Here is a 17,927-nt window from a genome sequence, read left to right as displayed (position 1 = left end):
CCGCTGCCCACAGGAGTGGTTGAGGGCCGTGGTCAGGGCGTGCATCGAGAAGACAGATTATCCCATCCCGGCAGAACTGATGCCGTCAACCCCGTCCTGGTGAATAGATACCTGCCATCGCCCCCGGCCAGGTCTCACGACTGACGAAGGGAACATAGCGAAAACGCTCGCCATGCTGCTCGGCAAAACTGGCGATAAGCGGCTGATAGCTGAGCTCTTCCCCTTTTCTCACCCCGTGTACCAGCACCAGATGCTCGAAGCGGTCGAAGACCTGTCCCTCGGCCAGCATGGCGAGGAAGGGGCCGATGGCGGTGCCGGTTGAGAGCAGCCAGAGGTCACGTCCCGGGGGAATCTCATCCAGGGTCAGAAAACCGGTGGCCTGGGACTGCACCAGCAGGCTGTCGCCCACCTGCAGGGAACCGAGAGAGGGACTCAGCTCACCGCCGGGGATCTCCACCAGATAGAATTCGTGATAGGGCGTGCCGGGAGGATTGACGAAGGAGTAGGCACGCTGGACTCGACGCTCGCCCTGCTCCAGGGCCAGCTTGGTGAATTGACCCGCCTTGTAGGGGGCAAGTTCCGCCTCCACACGCAGGGAGAGCAGGGTGGGTGTCCACTCGATGCGCTCGATGACCCGACCTTCAACCCAGGCAGCCATAAAGGTTCTCCTCCAGAGGAACAGACCTTCACTTTACCCCTTGATCTGAAAATAAAAAACCCGCGCATGTGCGCGGGTTTTTCTGCAAGAGCGGAACGCTATTACAGAGCAACAACCTGGATTTGTACGGTTGCTTTGACGTCAGCGTGCAGCTGAACAACAACTTCGTACTCACCGGTGTTACGCAGAACGTTGCCCATGCGGACTTCGCTCTTGGCAACGGCTACGCCGGCAGCAGTGATGGCTTCAGCCACGTCACGGGTACCGATGGAACCGAACAGCTTGCCTTCGTCGCCAGACTTGGAGGCGATGACAACGGCAGCCAGCTCACCCAGCTTGGCAGCGCGCTCTTCGGCAGCAGCCTTGTTGGCAGCCAGTTTGGCTTCCAGCTCAGCGCGACGAGCACCGAAGGCTTCGATGTTGGCCTTGGTGGCCATAACAGCTTTGCCTTGCGGGATCAGGTAGTTACGGGCATAACCAGCTTTTACGGAAACTTGGTCACCCAGACCGCCCAGTTTGGCGATCTTATCGAGCAGGATAACTTGCATTACCTTTCCTCTATAAATTTCGTTGAGTTAGGCGTAAGCGCCGGGCCGATTCTTACTTGTTGTGCAGATCGGTGTACGGCAGCAGAGCCAGGTAACGAGCACGCTTGATGGCGCGTGCCAGCTGACGCTGATACTTGGCGCGGGTACCGGTGATACGGCTCGGTACGATCTTGCCAGATTCAGTGACGTAGTTTTTCAGAGTAACGATATCTTTGTAGTCGATCTCGGTAACGTTCTCGGCAGTGAAGCGGCAGAACTTACGACGACGGAAATAACGTGCCATGGCCTTTATCCTCTAATGCGGTGATCTAAGAATTACTCTTCGGAAGACGCTTCAACAGCATCTTCGCGACGCTCGTCGTCACGACGGGTGAAGCGCTCTTCCTTGGCCTTGGCCATCGGAGAAACTTCAGTCACGGCGTGCTTGGTGCGCATGATCATGTTGCGGATAACGGCATCGTTGAAGCGGAAGTTGGTTTCCAGCTCATCGATAACGGCCTGTTCAGCTTCTACGTTCATCAGAACGTAGTGAGCCTTGTGCAGCTTGTCGATCGGGTAAGCCAGTTGACGACGGCCCCAATCTTCCAGGCGATGAATGGTACCACCAGCGGTGGTGATAGCGCCGGTGTAACGCTCGATCATGCCAGGTACTTGCTCGCTCTGGTCCGGATGAACCATGAAGACGATTTCGTAATGACGCATTTTAGCTCCTTACGGATTAATTCAGCCTCCGCCCAGGTGCAGCCAGACCTCGGAGGCAAGGAACATAGTGATGTTTAGACGCTGCTTTCTAGGGCGGCGTATTGTACGAAATCACCTCTCCCACTGCAACTGGCGAAGCAAGATGTTTTTCTCGATGAGCCCGATACAAAACTTTAATTGATAACAATTATCATTTAGATCCATACTCTCCTCATATCCCCACGGAGGATGACAGTATGCAACCTGCGCTCACCACGGCCATCCCGGCCCGCAAATTCAAGCTGACCCTGCTCGGCCCCGCCTTCATCGCCGCCATCGGTTATATCGACCCGGGCAATTTTGCGACCAATATCCAGGCCGGCTCCACCTTCGGCTATCAACTGCTGTGGGTAGTGGTGTGGGCCAACCTGATGGCCATGCTGGTGCAGACCCTCTCGGCCAAGCTCGGTATCGTCACTGGCAAGAACCTGGCGGAACACATTCGTGATCGTCTGCCCAGGCCCGCAGTCTGGGCCTATTGGGTGCAGGCCGAGATCATCGCCATGGCCACCGATCTCGCCGAGTTCATCGGCGCTGCGGTCGGCTTCAAACTGCTGCTCGGCATCACCCTGCTGGAAGGGGCCTGCATCACCGCCGTGGTCACCTGGGGGATCCTGATGCTTCAATCCCGTGGCCAGAAGCCGCTGGAGTTCGTGGTGGGGGGCCTGCTGCTGTTCGTGGCCGCCGCCTACATCGTCGAGCTGATCTTCTCGCGCCCCTATCTGCCGAGTCTGCTGGAAGGGGCACTCTTCCCCGGCCTCCCCAATGGTGATGCTGTCTATCTTGCCGCCGGCGTGCTTGGTGCCACCGTGATGCCCCATGTCATCTATCTCCACTCGGCCCTGACCCAGCACACCCAGGAGCAGGGCACGGTGACCCAGCGACTGCACAGCACCCGGGTCGACGTGGCCATCGCCATGACCATCGCCGGCTTCGTCAACCTGGCCATGATGGCCATGGCAGCTGCCGCCTTCCACAGCTCCGGCAATCAGCAGGTGGCCGAGCTGGAAACGGCCTACCAGACCCTCACGCCCCTGCTGGGCCCGGCAGCCGCCACCCTGTTCGGCCTCTCCCTGGTCGCCTCCGGCATCTCCTCCACCGTGGTGGGAACGCTGGCGGGACAAGTGGTGATGCAGGGCTTCGTGCGCTTCACCATTCCGCTCTGGCTGCGCCGAGCCATCACCATGGCCCCCGCCTTCGTGGTGATCGCCATGGGCCTCAACACCACTGAAATCCTGGTGTTGAGCCAGGTAGTGCTGAGCTTCGGCATCGCCCTCGCTCTCATTCCGCTGCTGATCCTGACCGGTGATCGCGCCCTGATGGGGGCACATCGCAATCACCCCGTCACCCAGGCCGTGGGGCGCCTCATCGTCGCCCTGGTGATCGGCCTCAATGCCTATCTGCTGGTCACCACCCTCTAACGCCATCTTGAGGCTCATTGACCCGGGTTGATGAGCCTCTTCGCACTTTCGCGTATGCTGCTCCTTTCCCTTCTCATCATCTCGTTGCGGGAGCCCTGCCATGGAACATACCCGAGCCAGCTTCGTACTGGGCCACCATCAGGAACAGGCCAGCGTCGTCTGTTGCAAACAGGGGGATCCGACCCTGCTGGTCACCGACCTCACCCCCTTTCATCCCCAGAGCCACCTCTGGCCCGATCAACCCGGTGACGTGGGCACAGTGCGCTGGGAAGAGGGGGAAGCGGCCGTGGGCCCCTGCCGCATGGGCGCCATCAGTCCCGAGGGCGAGCTGTTCGTGGATACGGAGATTCCGGTCAAGCGGGGGGCGGATGGGTGGGCTTTCGTGGTGGTGCATCCCCTCGCCGGTTCCCATCACCTTGCCATTGGCTCGCCTGTGGAACTGACAGTGGATGCCGAGGCTCGCCATGCCCTGAGCCTGGGCCACAGCGCCTGCCACCTGGTGGCACTGGCCCTCAATCGGGCGCTCACGCCCTATTGGCGAAAGGAGACAAGCGAGCTGGACGCTCTCGGGCAGCCGGATTTCGATCGCCTCGCCATCCAGCACTCCCGGGTCGAGCCCAGAGGATCAAAGGAGCAGTACCGGATCGGCAAGAGCCTTCGGAAAAAGGGAATCAACAGCGAGGCATTGCTGGCCGACCTCGACAGGATAGCGCTCCAGGTCAACGAGCAGCTGATGCGCTGGCTCAAAGAGGGAGGCGAGATCCGCCGCAGCCGGGCCGGTGATGCCATCATCGATTCCCGCTACTGGCATGGCATGGTGGACGGTCGGGAGATCACCATTCCCTGTGGCGGCACCCATGTAAGCACTCTGACCGAGTTGGGCCAGGTTCAGGTGACGCTGGCCTCCAGTGAAGAGGGATTTACCCTCACCACCCGGGTCACTCCCTGAACCACCACAGCCTTCCTGATGCCGCACCGCCCTGACCGGGGCGGTGTCCCGACAGAGAGACCGCAGGCAGATCAGCGCGGCGGTATCTCACCCCGGGCTGACGACCACATGGCCACGGGGTAGCAAAAAAACCATGCGATGCACCACGGATGAGGGGCCACTTGCCCCTTTCCTGGCACCTGACGATGTCAGGCAGGCTCCCTTCGCATCCCCATGTGAGGGATGTCATCTTCCAGATACCCTTCCCCTTCGGCCACGAAACCATGCTGGCCGTAAAAACCTTGCAGGTGGGCCTGTGCACCGAGCCAGATACTGTGTGCAGGCCAGCGTGCCTCGCACTCTCTGACCGCTTGCACCAGCAGGCGGTGACCCAGTCCGCCCCCCCGCGACGTGGGAGAGGTAACCACGCGGCCGATGGCGGCGCCGCTGCCATCACCAATGCCGGGTGCCATGATGCGGGCATAGGCGGCCAGCAGATCGCCCTGATAGCCGAGCAGGTGCCAGACCCCTTCGCGGCGATCGAGCCCGTCCAGATCCTGGAAAGGGCAGGTCTGCTCCACCACGAACACCTCGGCGCGCAGGGCAAGCAGCTCATACAATTCATCAGTGGTCAGCTCGGACCAGGATTTCATACTCCAGTTCATGAATGACTCCTGTTTAATGGGGTCTGACAGCATAATCTTGCTCCCGACGAGGGGCATTAACCTTGGTTAAGTTGCCCCCCTTCTCATCCAATGCGGACATGGCCGGCAAAGAGCCGATCTCTGCCCAGGTTCATCGGCAATCCCTTCTAGCTCAACCCTGATCGCGCGTTTTCAGCCGCCTGCGGATGCGGCTCAGGCTGATGGGGGTGATCCCCAGATAGGCGGCAATCTGGTGATCCGGAACCCTGGCATCCAGCGCGGGGAAGCTTCGCAGAAAATGCTGATAGCGCGCCTCTGGGCCCCCGGTCAGCAGCAACAGCTCTTTCTCCTCCTTGATGCGCAGTTGCACTTCAAGGAGATGGTGATACCAGGCGGGCCAGCAAGGGAGTCGGCGCAGATCCGCCAGCGGAAGAAGCTGCAGCCGGCAAGGCTCCAGCGCCTCCACGCTGTAGCGGGCGGGCTCACCACTGAGCAGGTGGTGGAAGTCGATAAACTCGTCCCCCTCCCAATAGAACTCCTTGATGTACTCGCGGCCATCCGCCAGCACCACCCTGGCCCGCAGCAATCCCTCCTCCACCCTGACCAGCAGTGCCGGACTGTCACCGGCATGCCAGAGGCAGGTGCGAGGGGGCAAGGTCAGGGAGCGGACAAAAGAGAGGAGGCGCTCGGCCTCCTGCTCATCTGCAACCCGTTCCCAGACAAAGGGGGGTCTGTCGGTCATCGTCTTGTCAGACGCGGCGCTGGCGCACGGCTTCGAACAGGCAGACACCGCTCGCCACCGAGACGTTGAGGCTGGATACCGCCCCCGCCATCGGGATGCTCACCAGCTCGTCGCAGTGCTCGCGGGTCAGACGGCGCATCCCCTTGCCTTCGGCCCCCATCACCAGCGCCATGGGGCCGGTGAGTTTGGCCTGATAGAGATCGTGATCCGCCTCGCCGGCGGTGCCGACGATCCAGACGCCGCGCTCCTGCAGCTCGCGCAGGCTGCGGGCCAGGTTGGTGACCTGGATGAGCGGCACCACTTCGGCGGCGCCACAGGCGACCTTGCGCACCACGGATGTGAGGCCTGTGGCCTTGTCCCGCGGCACGATCACCGCATGCACCCCGGCGGCATCGGCACTGCGCAGACAGGCGCCGAGATTGTGCGGATCGGTCACCCCGTCCAGTACCAGCAGGAAGGGCGCTGTCTCTTGCGCCGCCAGACCGTCCAGCAGGCTGGCCAGGTCGTGCTCGGCCAGCTTGGGCGCTTCAATCACCTTGGCCATGATGCCCTGGTGATTGTTGCCTTCCGCCTTGTCATCCAGCGTCTTGCGGTTCACGCTCTGCACCCTGATACCGAGGGACTCCAGCTCGGCCAGCAGGGGATGCAGCCGCTCGTCATCGCGGCCCTTGAGGGCCCACACCTCGATGAAGCGCTCGGGGGTGCGCTCCAGCAGCGCGGAGACGGCGTGAATGCCGTAGATCAGTTCAGTACTCATTTAGTGCTCTTGGCCTTGTCGCGGGCCTTCTTGCCCGGTCGTCTGTTGCTGGGCTTGGCACGGCCACCCTTGTCGGATTTACCGCTCTCCTTGCCCTCTTTGCGTTTCTCGTGGCGCTGGGCGCTCTTGGCCTTCTCTTTCTTGATCTCGGCCTGCTTGCGCGCCATCTCCTTGGCGTTCTTGCCGGTGGCCTTGAGGGGCTCTTCCACCATCACGAAGTCGATCTTGCGATCGTCCAGGTTCACGCCCATCACCTTGACCCGCACCTTGTCACCCAGACGGTAGCGGCGGCGGAAGTTCTCGCCGATCAGCTGCTGGTGCAGGGGGTCGAACTGGTAGTAGTCGTTGGTGAGGGTGCTGACGTGCACCAGACCGTCGATGTGGATCTCCGCCAGGCGCACGAAGAAGCCAAAACCGGTGACGCTGGCGATGACGCCGTCAAACTCGTCACCCACGTGATCCAGCATGTACTCGCACTTGAGCCAGTCTGCCACGTCGCGGGTGGCATCATCGGCACGGCGCTCCGTCATGGAGCAGTGCTCGCCCATGGGGTCCACTTCTTCCAGCTGGTAGTGGTAGCCACCGCTCGGCGTCCACTTGTGGCGCAGGTTGCCCTGCTGCTCCTTGGCGGTCTGGTACTTGATCGCCCGGTGCAGGATGAGATCCGGGTAACGACGGATTGGCGAGGTGAAGTGAGCGTAGGACTTCAGGGCCAAGCCGAAGTGACCGATGTTGTCGGCCTGATAGATGGCCTGACGCATGGAGCGCAGCAGCATGGTGGAGAGCAGTTCCGCATCCGGGCGCCCTTCGAATTTGGCGGCCAGGTCGGCAAAGTCCTTCGGCTCGGGCTCCAGGCCCCCCTTGAGCTCCAGACCCAGTTCGGCCAGGAAGTCACGGAAGCCGGTCAGACGCTCCTCGCCCGGGCGGTCGTGCACCCGGAACAGGGCGGCGGCCTCGTTCTTCTCGATGTAGCGGGCGGCCGCCACGTTCGCCTGGATCATGCACTCTTCGATGATCTTGTGGGCGTCATTGCGCACCAGCGGTACGATACGGTCGATCTTGCGCTGGGCGTTGAAGATGAAGCGGGTCTCCTCGCTCTCGAACTCTACCGCACCGCGTTGATGGCGAGCATGCTTGAGCGCCTTGTAGAGGTTGCTCAGCTCCTCGATGTGGCCCACCAGCGGATCATACTGCTGACGCAGCTTGGGATCCCCGTCCAGGATCGCCGCTACCTTGGTGTAGGTCAGGCGAGCGTGGGAGTTCATTACCGCTTCGTAGAACTTGTAGCCGGACATGCGGCCGGCGGCGGAGATGGTCATCTCGCACACCATGCAGAGCCGGTCGACCTGCGGGTTCAGGGAACACAGACCGTTGGAGAGCACCTCCGGCAGCATGGGCACCACGAACTCGGGGAAATAGACCGAGTTTCCGCGCTGATAGGCTTCGGTGTCGAGGGCCGTGCCCGGTTTCACATAGGCAGAAACGTCGGCAATAGCGACCCACAGGCGCCAGCCGCCACCGCGCTTGGCTTCACAAAAGACAGCGTCATCGAAGTCGCGGGCGTCTTCCCCGTCGATGGTCACCAGCGGCAGGGCGCGCAGGTCGATGCGACCCTCTTTGGCCTTCTCCGGCACCTGCTCACCGAGACCGGCGACCTCTTTGGTCACCTCTTCCGGCCAGGTGTGCGGAATGCCGTGGGTACGCAGGGCGATCTCGATCTCCATGCCGGGCGCCATGTTCTCACCCAGGACTTCCAAGACGGTACCGACCGCATTGAAGCGGGCAGTGGCGCGCTGGTTGATGCGCACGACCACGACCTGGCTCTGGCGAGCCCCCTTGTTCTCCCCTTCCGGGATGATGATGTCCTGGCCGATGCGGCTGTCATCGGGTACCACGAAACCGACGCCGTTCTCGACGAAGTAACGACCGACGATGTCCGCCTCGCGGGATTTGAGCAGGCGCACCAGACGCGCTTCCTGACGACCCTTGCGATCGATCTCGGTCGGCTGCACCAGGGCATAGTCGCCATGCATCAGGCGCTGCATCTCACGGTTGTTCAGGAAGAGATCCGCTCCACCACCCTCGGGGCGCAGAAAACCGAATCCATCTTTGTGGCCAAGCACATAGCCTTTGACCAGATTCAGGCGATCCGGCAGGGCGTAACATTGGTTGCGGGTGAACACGAGCTGCCCGTCGCGCTCCATGGCGCGCAGACGACGTCGCAAGGCTTCCAACGGCTCTTCATCGGTCAGCTTGAGGACCTTGGCCAGCTCTTCCCGGGACATGGGTTTTTCATGGCCCTTGATGAGCTCCAGCAGCATCTCGCGACTGGCGATGGGGTTTTCGTATTTTTCGGCCTCGCGTTGGAGGAAAGGATCTTTTTGAGACATAAGCAGGCCTTAGGGTAGGTAATAACGCAGACATTATATCGGAGGGGGGAGCTAATGGCATCCATCGACTGCCTTTTGGCCATTCTCTCTGTCATACTGGACACAGTTTGCAGGTATGTGAGACTCGGAACTCATGAGCAAGGACTCGTTCGCCCAATCTGCCGCCTATTTGAAACAGGCGGTTCCCCTGATGATCAAGTATCAAATTCCCACCACGCCGAACAACTATCACCTTTGGTACAGCTATGTCTCCGGCGACATGCCCGAACTCAACCATGCCGTCGATCAGGCGATAAAACAACAGGGGACCTTCTCCCTGACCACCTGTGAGCGTCTCTACCACCAGCACCTTGCAGCCCAGGACGAGCAGCAGATCGAGGCGATGAAACTCAACCTGGCGGCAATGGCCAGCGAGCTGAGTCACTCGATGCAGGATGCCATCTCCGATACCGGGCTGTTTCAGGAGATGCTCGACAAGAGTTTCGACAAGCTGAGCAAGATAGACGACGAGGGGCTCAGCCTGGAAGACACCATGGGGATCCTGCGGGATCTCGTGCGCGAGTCGCGTGACGTACGCATGTCCACCCTCCACTTTCGCAACCAGCTCAGCAGCGCCGAGAAAGAGATAAAGGAGCTGAAACAGGCCCTGAACGAGACGAGGAAGCTGGCCACCGAGGACCCGCTCACGTCTCTGCTCAATCGACGCGCCTTCGATCTCGAGATGGACAGCCTCATCCGCAGCAAGCAGCCCTTCTCCCTGATCCTGACCGATATCGATCGCTTCAAGAACTTCAACGACGAATACGGACATCTGCTGGGGGACCAGGTGCTGCGCATCGTCGGCAAGCGACTGCGAGAGGCCAGCAAGGAGGGCATAACCGCCTATCGCCTGGGGGGTGAGGAGTTTGCCCTCTTGGTGCCAAACCGCGCCCTGGCGCTGACCCGCCAGATGGCCGAGAGCCTGCGTCGCGTCATCGAGCGGATGTCAATTCTGGATCGCAAATCCGGGCGACGCATCGATCACATCACCGCCTCGTTCGGCGTGGGGGAATACATCCCTCAGGAGACGGCAGACACCCTGATCGAGCGTACCGACAAGCTGCTCTACAAGGCCAAGGAGCTGGGACGCAATCGGGTGATGCCACTGCCCTCCTGATCCCACCAGATGCAAAAAGGCCGGTCATTGACCGGCCTTTTTCATGCTTTCCTTATCGGGATCAGAGGCTTTTCAGCTTCTCTTCCGGCAGGGCCAGCTCGTCATTGTGGTTGACACCGATACCGCGCTCCAGCACATGGCGGGCGATGGCATGGGCCTCTTCCAGCGAGTGCATGCTGTAAGTACCGCACTGGTATTCGTTCAGCTCAGGGATCTTGCTCTGCTCCTGCACGGTCAGCACGTCGCTCATGGCGGCCTGCCAGGCAGCGCCAACACGGGCTTCATCCGGCGCACCGATCAGGCTCATGTAGAAGCCGGTGCGGCAGCCCATGGGAGAGATGTCGATGATCTCCACCCCATTCCCATTGAGATGGTCACGCATGAAGCCGGCAAACAGATGCTCCAGAGTATGGATGCCGCGCTCGGAGAGGATCTCCTCGTTCGGCACGCAGAAACGCAGGTCGAACACGGTGATGGTGTCCTTGTTCGGGGTCTGCATGGTCTTCGCCACCCGCACTGCCGGGGCGGCCATGCGGGTATGGTCGACGGTAAAACTGTCCAATAACGGCATTTCTGACTCCTGATTTGGTTACCAGAACCAGCCCCCGCTGGAGAGCTGATCCTTGCATTGTCGATACTGGGCACCGTAGCGCTGGGCACGGGCCTCCACCTTGCGGGAGACCTTCATCAGCCATCCCTTGCTGCGGTAGCTGCCACGTCGGTAGCCCCCCCAGCCTTCGTGATAATTGAGATACTGGCCATAGGCATCCCACTTGGACGTGCCGTTGAGCCGCTGTGCCTTGTGAGTGTACCAGCCCATGAAATCGATGGCGTCGGCAAAGTCGTCGCGATCGCTCCAGCCGTTGCCGGTTTCCCGCTGGTAGTCGGCCCAGGTTTCGTCTTTCACCTGGGCATAGCCGTAGGCTGAACTGGCCCGCCCGGTGGGGATGAAGAGGAAATACTGCATCGGCGGCTGGGCATCGTGCACGAAGGAGGACTCCTGGTACATCATGGCCATCACTACCTGGACAGGTGTCCCCCACTTCTCGTTCATCTTGAGCGCCGCCTCGTGCCATTCGGGTTTCTCCCGAAAGATCTGGCACAGGTTTTCCGGCTGGGCCGGCGGCCGGGTACTGCACGCGGTGAGTGCCATCAAGCACGCCGCCACGACCCCGATACGGTACAACGACATCAGAACGACAGACTCTTGCTGTTCATCACAGGGCACATCCACCACATCAGATCGCGTCTTCGTTCTCTTCACCAGTACGAATACGAATGACGCGCTCTACCTCGCAGACGAAGATCTTGCCATCACCGATCTTGCCGGTACGCGCTGTGTTCTGGATGGCTTCCAGGCAGGCATCGAGATCCTCGTCCTGCACCACCAGCTCCACCTTGACCTTGGGCAGGAAGTCGACTATGTACTCGGCACCGCGATAGAGCTCGGTATGGCCCTTCTGGCGGCCGAACCCCTTGACCTCGGACACTGTCATGCCGTTGATGCCGATCTCGGCCAGGGCCTCGCGCACATCGTCCAGCTTGAACGGTTTGATGATGGCTTCAATCTTCTTCATGGTGACTCCTTACCAGTTCTGTTTGCCGAACCCGGACGTGATGGGATAGCGGCGGTCCTTACCAAAGTTGCGAGCCGTGATGCGGGGGCCGACGGCGGCCTGACGGCGCTTGTATTCGTTGAGATCCACCAGACGGATCACCTTGCGTACCACCGCCTCTTCGAAACCTTCCGCCACCATGTCGGCGACAGACGCATCCTCTTCCACGTAGCGCTTGAGGATGGCATCCAGAATGTCATAGGGGGGCAGGCTGTCCTGGTCCACCTGATCAGGTGCCAGTTCGGCCGACGGGGGACGATCGATGACCCGCTGCGGGATCACGTACTCCACGCTGTTGCGATATTCGCACAGCTTGAAGACCAGGGTCTTGGGGACGTCCTTGAGCACATCAAAGCCACCCGCCATGTCGCCATACAGCGTGGCATATCCCACGGCCATCTCGCTCTTGTTGCCAGTGGTCAGCACGATACGGCGGCGCTTGTTGGACAGCGCCATCAAGAGTACACCGCGGCAGCGGGCCTGCAGGTTCTCTTCGGTGGTGTCGCGGGCGTTCCCTTCAAACAGAGGTGCCAGCTGCGTCATGAAGCCTTCGAACATGGGTTCGATGGAGATGATGTTGAACTCCACCCCCATCCGCTCGGCCTGCTCCTTGGCATCCTCCACGCTCATCTGGGCGGTGTATCGGAACGGCATCATCACCGCCTGCACCTTGTCCGCCCCGATGGCGTCGGCCGCAATGGCCAGGGTCAGCGCCGAGTCGATACCACCGGAGAGGCCCAGCACGGCGCCCTGAAAACCGTTCTTGGTGACATAGTCCCGCACCGCCAGCACCAGGGCCTGATAGGTCTCGGCCAACGGCGCCAGCGGCGCCGAGGGTTCCCGCTCCTTTACCGGCTGACCATCGGCAAAGCGCACCAGCGCCAGCTCTTCGGCAAACGGAGCCAGCTTGTGGGTCAGCTCGCCCTGGCTGTTGAACACCTTGGAGCAGCCGTCGAAGATCAGCTCGTCCTGGCCGCATACCTGATTGAGGTAGATGAGCGGCAGACCGGTCTGATCGCAGCGTTCCGCCATCAGCTCGCGGCGGATCCAGGGTTTTTCCTGATCATAAGGAGAGGCATTGATGGTGAGCAGCAGCTCGGCCCCCGCCGCCTTGGCGGCCAGCGCCGGACCCGGCTGCCAGAGATCTTCGCAGATGAGCAAACCCAGCTGATGGCCACGGAACGGCACCACACAGGTATCGGTCGCCGCAGTGAAGTAGCGCTTCTCGTCGAACACCCCGTAGTTGGGCAAGTCCTGTTTGAAATAACGTGCCCGCAGTTGACCGCGCTCATAGAGAGACGCCGTATTGAAAAGCGCCCCCGCTTCGCGCCAGGGATGGCCCACCAGAATGGCACATTGTCCCTGCCATGCCGCGATGCGGGCCAGGGCGGCCTCGACCCGGACCATCAGGTCGGTGCGCAGCAGCAGATCCTCAGGTGGGTATCCTGTCAAGGCCAGCTCGGAGCAAACCAGCAGATCGGCCCCTTGCTGATCGGCCTGGGCTGCTGCCGCCAGTACCTTGTCACAGTTATCTTCGATGGCGCCTACCGTCAGATTTAACTGGGCAAGCATCAGAGAGAGGGCTTTTGCCATGGCGATGCATCTTGAATTCGAAAATGATGGGGAATGATAAAGAAAAGGCGCTGGCTGTGCCAGCTCAACACTTGGGCTTTGCGCTGGTGTTCTGGCTGTCTGGAGATAAGATGTAACTAATCGAGGGAGATATTGCCATGATCAAGGACGAGAAAGGATTCACCCTGCTGGAACTGATGATCGCCGTCAGTCTGGGGGTCATCTTGCTTGGTATTGGTGCACCGGCCATGTCGAGCCTGCTCAATGAGAATGCCTTGAAATTTGAATCTCGCACACTCTTGAAATATCTGCGTTTTGCTCGTAGCCAAGCCATCGACAACCAGCAATCTGTCACTGTGTGCCTTGCCAATGCCAGTGACAATTGTGTCACCGCCAATCCGACCCAATTCCTCGTGTTCGTCGACGGTAATGGCAATGACATTTTCAATAACGGTGAGCAGATTCTGGCAAGAAGCCCTCAGCTATCTGACTCGCTGACTGCTGCAAACAATCGAACTTCCACTACCTTCAGCCCTGATGGCACCAGCCTGGGTACCAATGCCACCATCACGCTGTGTCGTTCAGGAAATGCCCAGATAAATCTGGTCATCTCTCCCTCCGGCCGCACCACCCAATCTACCCAGGCAAATATCTGCCTCTGAATGAAGTCCTTCGCTATCGCAGTTGACGGGCATCCTGTTGCTGACCCTCTTTTGACTGGAAATTTTCCTCCGCAGTGCGGCATTCCAGGATTTTCTTCACAGGCTGTACCGCACCATCCACCTCGTATCCTCTTTGTTTGAATTTATCCTGCACCGCCTTTGGCGTGTTGTCTGCCACAGTACCGTGCAGGACAACCTTCTGGCCGTTAACCAGCTCGACATAACATTTTATGTCATCTGCCAAGACGGACCCGGATAACAAGAGGCACAAACCCAACACCCCGCTACGTGTTTTCATTGTGCCTCTCCTTCGTAGAGGTAAATTTTCTTGGGCGACATATCCATCTCAGCCTCCTCTGCCCCCTGGTTGCACTCTCCCGCTCCGGTACAACGCTCAGGCTCACCATCCCCTTCATCTTTCAGGATGACCTCTTCCCCGACACCGCCTCCAATAATGCGGATCTTGGCATCGTCTCCTGCATGCACCACCAAATCGTCGGCAACCTTGTTCTGTATTTCGACATAACGCTCAGGTGTCTGGTTGCCTTCAAGATCAACCACATAACGGAAGGAACTGCCATAATGCATGTCTACCATGTATTGGCGTGCAGCCCCGATGGATTGAATGGTGCATTGCTGGAACGACTGCACTTGCGGCAGGAAGGAGGTGAAGTAAAGCTTGCCCTGCAACACCACGCCCGCCCCCATGGACTTCTCGCCGGGTTCGTTCAACCAGTTGACCCACCCCTTGGCGGTGGTGATCCCCGCTTTGGTCGCCAATATCCCATCTGGACTTGTCTGGGCAGACAAAGGATCAGAGGTCACATCATAAAGATCGGAGATCAAGATGGGGTTTCTCGCCTGCGCAGTAGCTGAACGGGGCATGACGTCATAGTCACGCAACATGAAATAACCATTGCGGACAGTCGCTTCCGAGGAAGGACGATTGCGATCACCACTGCCGATCAGCACAGCATCAAAGGGGCGATCCTGATAGGAATAGACCGTATTTCCCCCCACCACCGTACTCGTCACTTCCTTGTTGATGGTGCGCACCACTATGGGCTGCGTAAAGAAGCGGCGATCAGCGGCCTGAGTGCTGTCGGACCCCAGACTGGCAAATTTGAATACCCGCCAATCTGATTTGGTGGCATTAGGGAGATCCATGCGCCAGATATTGCCTCCGGTATCCCCCGCATAGATGCGGTCAGTCTTGCCATCACCATCACTATCCAGCGTTGCGACGGAGCCCGGCATGCTGTCTGTCATGCCGCTGACCTGTAAATGATCTGAGGTCGGGGTGTTCGCTGGCGTTGCGCTAAATATCAAGGCACCCGTGTCGGCATTGACGATGTAAATACCTCTGCCCATGCTGTCATTCGTCCCCAACCCCTCGACACTCTTGTTGGTGTCATAGCCTCCCGCAAAAATCAGAACAGGAATGGGATTGCCTTCTCCATCATTAACTCCAGGCACAAACGCGACTTCAGGCACCGACCAGGTCAAACCCAGTTCGCCGAAGCCCGTCGTCTGGGAGTTCAGGTGCCATTTCAGCGTCGGCGTATTGGGGCTGGAGATATCGAAGGCGTAATAGGCTTTGCCACCGCTCCTCAATCCGGTGAACACCCAAACGAAGTCATTCTCGGAAGATTTCAACACCCCATTGCGATTGGCATCTTTGACAAGGGCGACAGGAGAGGAGTCAACACCATAAATATGGTCCGCAGATTCGGCGTTGATACGCAATGCCCTCTGATTGGCCATGAACTCATAAGGTATCGCAGCCCAGCTTTCGTCTATGGTGCTCCCCATATCCTTAAACATATGAAGGAAGCCCGCATTAGTCCCAAACAAGATCCGCAAGTCGGGCGCATCGGCCGGGTTGCCGGATTGAGGGCCATAATTCAGCACCAGGGGTCGGGAGTGCAGAGGGTCTCCCATGATGTGGCTGCGGATCAGGGTCGACGTATCAAAATCTTCGTCGTCGACATCCAGCCCCTTGGTCCAGTTGATCAGGGAATCGAGTTCAGTCGTCGTATCGGCCTGCATGAAAGTCATGAGCGCGGCCTCACTGCCCGCCTGCGTCACCAGATTGGCCTTGGTCAACGGATCGAGGTGATTCTGGGCATTGTTGATGACATAGAGGCTGCGACTGCTTTTTGCCGCCAGCATCTCTTGGGCCCCCCCTTCAGCCACCTTGTTGCCATCACGGCCGGATGACCAGAAGGTCTGGGCGCTGTCGATGATGGTGCCATCAAACTTGATAGCGGGCAGACCTCGGCTGTCAGCCACATAACCGTCAGGAGAAAAGATCAGTTTTTTCAGATTGCCCCGCCATCTGGGACCATCATCCGGCTCAAACATGGCGTAATAGATGTTGTTGAGACTGCGAGTCCGGTCAAAGTTGTTGCTGGCAATCGCAGGGGACACCAGTGAGGTATTGATACGTAGGATCGCCAGCAAAGAGGCCTTTAGCGCGTCGGTCAAGGCTGAGGCATCGGTCGCTGGGTAGTACTCACCACCTCCCCGTCTGGCCGTCTCCGCCAGCAGATTACCCGCCCCCGAGATGGCTTCATCACCGAATCCGACGGTAAAGGTGGTCACAGTCTGGGTCCCTGGTGAAACAGCATTGACATCCTTGTGCTTCATATAACCGGCCAAGGCAGCCAGATAGCTGCTGGACCTGTTCCCTGAACCATAAGAAACGGCAGTCCCGTAAGCCGCTTTTTCATCGCTGGACAATGTAGTTATCAGTCCCTGGACAAGGGTATTCGCATCACCGTCCTGGGTCGGCTCTCCATCGGTGATATAGATGACATAACCGTTGTTTGAGCAGTTATCATAGGGGGCTTGATAGGTGCCTGTCGGGCTTTCGGCTGTCGTATCTCGCGTGCCTCCTTGCAAGCCATAAACAACGCTTCGTCCCCCAAAGAATTGATATGCCTCACTCAACGTCTCGCATAGCGGTGTATTGGTACTGGCGGTCAAACCTTCAACCCGGTCCAGCAGGTCCTGCTCCCCCGTCTTGCCATTTGCCAAGGTAATCTCACTGCCTAATATATCCCTGACAATGCGTCCACCATTATTATCGCTATCATCATTTCTATTAAAGATAGCCAGACCGAAGTCCACCCCTGGCGTGGATGAAATCAAGCCTTTCACTGCATCTTTGGCAATACGGAGTCGAGACTCCACTGAGTATCCAGTTGGGCCATGATACCAGCGAATATAATTGGCGGAATAAATGGTCACAGCCGTATTGCTGGCATTTACTGCATTGCTCTTGTTCGTCGTATAAAACCATTCCCCCCTATTGCGCCTTGTCTTGTCTACCGGATAGCCAGCTCCTACCGACCAATTCCCTGTATAAGGGTTATCCGGGTTGCTTGCCGTAATATCCTGCTTGCAATCGACCAGATTGATATCGTTCTCTTGATCACCGTTGAGCGAATTCCATTCACCCCGACCGTCTCCTGGAGGGTTACCACTCGTAACCTCATAACTCCACATTTGCGACTGAAAATAACCAATATTCGACAATGGCATTTTTGACGTCGCACAGGCATTCAGCTTGTCGGAGAATCGCCTGTTGGTGTTGATTGTAGGAACACTTCCATCCGTTGAAAAATAGATATATTTTTTGCTATTACTGGAATCTGGGTCATTACTCAGGGCCGGATATACCGTAGCCGGATTATAGGCCTCTTTGATCTGCTCCATGGTGTCTCTCATGCTGCCCGAGTTATCAAATATCAGCAGCACCTTGGGGCGAAAATCCCCCGCCTTGTTGAAGTCATAAATAAACAGCTCGGTGTCATCAGCCCTTGTCGATGTCACCGACAATACAAGGCTACACCAGCATAAAATTACTCCCAGTTGTCGTAACCACATATCCTTCGCTCCTATTTTGTGAGCAGTGGCTGTTCTACGCCCGCGGTCCAAGTCAGCGGACGAACATATTTTCCATAATTCACATTGGCCTCGCGAATTCAACTCCGAAGTGCAACACCCGCCAAATCAAGCAACCTGTCGTAGTTCATCAAACACGATCTGCGGTTGCCTGAAATCCAAACATTTGCGCGGTCTAAGGTT

General features: G+C 58.7%; 17 protein-coding genes and 2 pseudogenes. 4 read left to right on the top strand and 15 right to left on the bottom strand.

The window, feature by feature from the left end; translation table 11 throughout:
* Nucleotides 1-109: 109 nt before the first annotated feature.
* The 4 genes and pseudogenes from PG883_RS19330 to rpsF form a co-directional block, all read right to left on the bottom strand.
* Nucleotides 110-658 (bottom strand): annotated as a pseudogene (locus tag PG883_RS19330) (ferredoxin--NADP reductase); the annotation flags it as partial.
* Nucleotides 659-759: 101 nt separating this feature from the next.
* A complete protein-coding gene (gene rplI / locus PG883_RS19325; RefSeq protein ID WP_010673120.1) occupies nucleotides 760-1,206 on the bottom strand; it encodes a 50S ribosomal protein L9 in 447 nt (148 codons plus the stop codon).
* A gap of 52 nt (nucleotides 1,207-1,258) precedes the next feature.
* Nucleotides 1,259-1,489 carry a 30S ribosomal protein S18 gene (gene rpsR / locus PG883_RS19320; protein WP_005313392.1) on the bottom strand — a complete coding sequence of 77 codons (231 nt, stop codon included), beginning with the start codon at nucleotides 1,487-1,489 and terminating at the stop codon, nucleotides 1,259-1,261.
* 32 nt (nucleotides 1,490-1,521) lie between these two features.
* Entirely contained in the window at nucleotides 1,522-1,908 is a 387-nt protein-coding gene (gene rpsF, locus PG883_RS19315) for a 30S ribosomal protein S6 (protein WP_005331771.1), read from the bottom strand.
* 236 nt (nucleotides 1,909-2,144) lie between these two features.
* Between rpsF and PG883_RS19310 the strand changes: the two genes are divergently transcribed.
* Together PG883_RS19310 and PG883_RS19305 are read left to right on the top strand one after the other, a co-directional pair.
* Nucleotides 2,145-3,368, top strand: coding sequence for an Nramp family divalent metal transporter (locus tag PG883_RS19310; RefSeq protein WP_270807702.1), 1,224 nt, complete (start codon nucleotides 2,145-2,147; stop codon nucleotides 3,366-3,368).
* Between the two features lie 100 nt (nucleotides 3,369-3,468).
* The gene (locus PG883_RS19305; RefSeq protein WP_042014877.1) at nucleotides 3,469-4,317 is read left to right on the top strand and encodes a hypothetical protein; all 849 of its coding nucleotides are present in this window, start codon (nucleotides 3,469-3,471) and stop codon (nucleotides 4,315-4,317) included.
* 188 nt (nucleotides 4,318-4,505) lie between these two features.
* Here the strand turns inward: PG883_RS19305 and PG883_RS19300 are convergent, their stop codons facing one another.
* From PG883_RS19300 to rnr, 4 genes are all read right to left on the bottom strand, one after another.
* Nucleotides 4,506-4,961: a GNAT family N-acetyltransferase gene (locus PG883_RS19300; RefSeq protein WP_042014879.1), complete on the bottom strand. Its 456-nt coding sequence runs from the start codon at nucleotides 4,959-4,961 to the stop codon at nucleotides 4,506-4,508.
* Nucleotides 4,962-5,112: 151 nt separating this feature from the next.
* A complete protein-coding gene (locus PG883_RS19295) occupies nucleotides 5,113-5,682 on the bottom strand; it encodes a Crp/Fnr family transcriptional regulator (protein WP_042014880.1) in 570 nt (189 codons plus the stop codon).
* Between the two features lie 7 nt (nucleotides 5,683-5,689).
* Nucleotides 5,690-6,439 (bottom strand): 23S rRNA (guanosine(2251)-2'-O)-methyltransferase RlmB, encoded by a 750-nt coding sequence (rlmB, locus tag PG883_RS19290; protein ID WP_041214488.1) that lies wholly within the window; start codon nucleotides 6,437-6,439, stop codon nucleotides 5,690-5,692.
* A complete protein-coding gene (gene rnr / locus PG883_RS19285) occupies nucleotides 6,436-8,829 on the bottom strand; it encodes a ribonuclease R (protein ID WP_042014881.1) in 2,394 nt (797 codons plus the stop codon). The genes rlmB and rnr overlap by 4 nt, the downstream gene beginning before the upstream one ends.
* Nucleotides 8,830-8,962: 133 nt before the next feature.
* Between rnr and PG883_RS19280 the strand changes: the two genes are divergently transcribed.
* Nucleotides 8,963-9,985, top strand: a complete 1,023-nt coding sequence (locus PG883_RS19280) for a GGDEF domain-containing protein (RefSeq protein ID WP_010673113.1) — start codon at nucleotides 8,963-8,965, stop codon at nucleotides 9,983-9,985.
* A 61-nt stretch (nucleotides 9,986-10,046) separates the two neighbouring features.
* Here the strand turns inward: PG883_RS19280 and luxS are convergent, their stop codons facing one another.
* The 4 genes from luxS to PG883_RS19260 are packed head-to-tail and all read right to left on the bottom strand — an operon-like array spanning nucleotide 10,047 to nucleotide 13,194.
* Nucleotides 10,047-10,556, bottom strand: coding sequence for an S-ribosylhomocysteine lyase (luxS, locus tag PG883_RS19275; RefSeq protein WP_043153085.1), 510 nt, complete (start codon nucleotides 10,554-10,556; stop codon nucleotides 10,047-10,049).
* An 18-nt stretch (nucleotides 10,557-10,574) separates the two neighbouring features.
* The gene (locus PG883_RS19270) at nucleotides 10,575-11,177 is read right to left on the bottom strand and encodes a transglycosylase SLT domain-containing protein (protein WP_041214486.1); all 603 of its coding nucleotides are present in this window, start codon (nucleotides 11,175-11,177) and stop codon (nucleotides 10,575-10,577) included.
* Between the two features lie 46 nt (nucleotides 11,178-11,223).
* On the bottom strand, nucleotides 11,224-11,562 hold the full coding sequence (locus PG883_RS19265) for a P-II family nitrogen regulator (protein WP_270807697.1): 339 nt from the start codon (nucleotides 11,560-11,562) through the stop codon (nucleotides 11,224-11,226).
* Between the two features lie 9 nt (nucleotides 11,563-11,571).
* A complete protein-coding gene (locus tag PG883_RS19260; protein WP_270807695.1) occupies nucleotides 11,572-13,194 on the bottom strand; it encodes an NAD+ synthase in 1,623 nt (540 codons plus the stop codon).
* A gap of 137 nt (nucleotides 13,195-13,331) precedes the next feature.
* On the opposite strand from PG883_RS19260, the gene PG883_RS19255 reads away from it, so the two are divergent.
* Nucleotides 13,332-13,835: a GspH/FimT family pseudopilin gene (locus tag PG883_RS19255; RefSeq protein WP_010673109.1), complete on the top strand. Its 504-nt coding sequence runs from the start codon at nucleotides 13,332-13,334 to the stop codon at nucleotides 13,833-13,835.
* A gap of 13 nt (nucleotides 13,836-13,848) precedes the next feature.
* Here PG883_RS19255 and PG883_RS19250 read toward each other — a convergent pair whose 3' ends face one another.
* From PG883_RS19250 to PG883_RS23965, 3 genes and pseudogenes are all read right to left on the bottom strand, one after another.
* Nucleotides 13,849-14,133, bottom strand: coding sequence for a TapY2 family type IVa secretion system protein (locus tag PG883_RS19250; RefSeq protein WP_041210962.1), 285 nt, complete (start codon nucleotides 14,131-14,133; stop codon nucleotides 13,849-13,851).
* A complete protein-coding gene (locus PG883_RS19245) occupies nucleotides 14,130-17,726 on the bottom strand; it encodes a pilus assembly protein (protein ID WP_270807693.1) in 3,597 nt (1,198 codons plus the stop codon). The genes PG883_RS19250 and PG883_RS19245 overlap by 4 nt, the downstream gene beginning before the upstream one ends.
* A gap of 11 nt (nucleotides 17,727-17,737) precedes the next feature.
* A pseudogene (locus PG883_RS23965) lies at nucleotides 17,738-17,818 on the bottom strand (type IVa pilus pseudopilin TppD); the annotation flags it as partial.
* Between the last annotated feature and the right edge of the window lie 109 nt (nucleotides 17,819-17,927).

Source organism: Aeromonas sp. QDB25, from assembly GCF_027707725.1.
Lineage (GTDB): Bacteria > Pseudomonadota > Gammaproteobacteria > Enterobacterales > Aeromonadaceae > Aeromonas > Aeromonas caviae.
Note: the sequence above shows the minus strand (reverse complement) of the source record. Positions and strands in the feature narration are given on the sequence as shown.

Excerpts from the sequence above, each read along its gene's own strand:
- PG883_RS19250 (WP_041210962.1), bottom strand. The coding sequence starts at position 14,133 with ATGAAAACACGTAGCGGGGTGTTGGGTTTGTGCCTCTTGTTATCCGGG.
- PG883_RS19245 (WP_270807693.1), bottom strand. The coding sequence starts at position 17,726 with ATGTGGTTACGACAACTGGGAGTAATTTTATGCTGGTGTAGCCTTGTA.
- rpsR (WP_005313392.1), bottom strand. The coding sequence starts at position 1,489 with ATGGCACGTTATTTCCGTCGTCGTAAGTTCTGCCGCTTCACTGCCGAG.
- PG883_RS19300 (WP_042014879.1), bottom strand. The coding sequence starts at position 4,961 with ATGAACTGGAGTATGAAATCCTGGTCCGAGCTGACCACTGATGAATTG.
- PG883_RS19260 (WP_270807695.1), bottom strand. The coding sequence starts at position 13,194 with ATGGCAAAAGCCCTCTCTCTGATGCTTGCCCAGTTAAATCTGACGGTA.
- PG883_RS19280 (WP_010673113.1), top strand. The coding sequence starts at position 8,963 with ATGAGCAAGGACTCGTTCGCCCAATCTGCCGCCTATTTGAAACAGGCG.
- PG883_RS19265 (WP_270807697.1), bottom strand. The coding sequence starts at position 11,562 with ATGAAGAAGATTGAAGCCATCATCAAACCGTTCAAGCTGGACGATGTG.
- PG883_RS19270 (WP_041214486.1), bottom strand. The coding sequence starts at position 11,177 with ATGTCGTTGTACCGTATCGGGGTCGTGGCGGCGTGCTTGATGGCACTC.
- rpsF (WP_005331771.1), bottom strand. The coding sequence starts at position 1,908 with ATGCGTCATTACGAAATCGTCTTCATGGTTCATCCGGACCAGAGCGAG.
- rnr (WP_042014881.1), bottom strand. The coding sequence starts at position 8,829 with ATGTCTCAAAAAGATCCTTTCCTCCAACGCGAGGCCGAAAAATACGAA.
- rplI (WP_010673120.1), bottom strand. The coding sequence starts at position 1,206 with ATGCAAGTTATCCTGCTCGATAAGATCGCCAAACTGGGCGGTCTGGGT.
- PG883_RS19310 (WP_270807702.1), top strand. The coding sequence starts at position 2,145 with ATGCAACCTGCGCTCACCACGGCCATCCCGGCCCGCAAATTCAAGCTG.
- PG883_RS19255 (WP_010673109.1), top strand. The coding sequence starts at position 13,332 with ATGATCAAGGACGAGAAAGGATTCACCCTGCTGGAACTGATGATCGCC.
- PG883_RS19295 (WP_042014880.1), bottom strand. The coding sequence starts at position 5,682 with ATGACCGACAGACCCCCCTTTGTCTGGGAACGGGTTGCAGATGAGCAG.
- rlmB (WP_041214488.1), bottom strand. The coding sequence starts at position 6,439 with ATGAGTACTGAACTGATCTACGGCATTCACGCCGTCTCCGCGCTGCTG.
- PG883_RS19305 (WP_042014877.1), top strand. The coding sequence starts at position 3,469 with ATGGAACATACCCGAGCCAGCTTCGTACTGGGCCACCATCAGGAACAG.
- luxS (WP_043153085.1), bottom strand. The coding sequence starts at position 10,556 with ATGCCGTTATTGGACAGTTTTACCGTCGACCATACCCGCATGGCCGCC.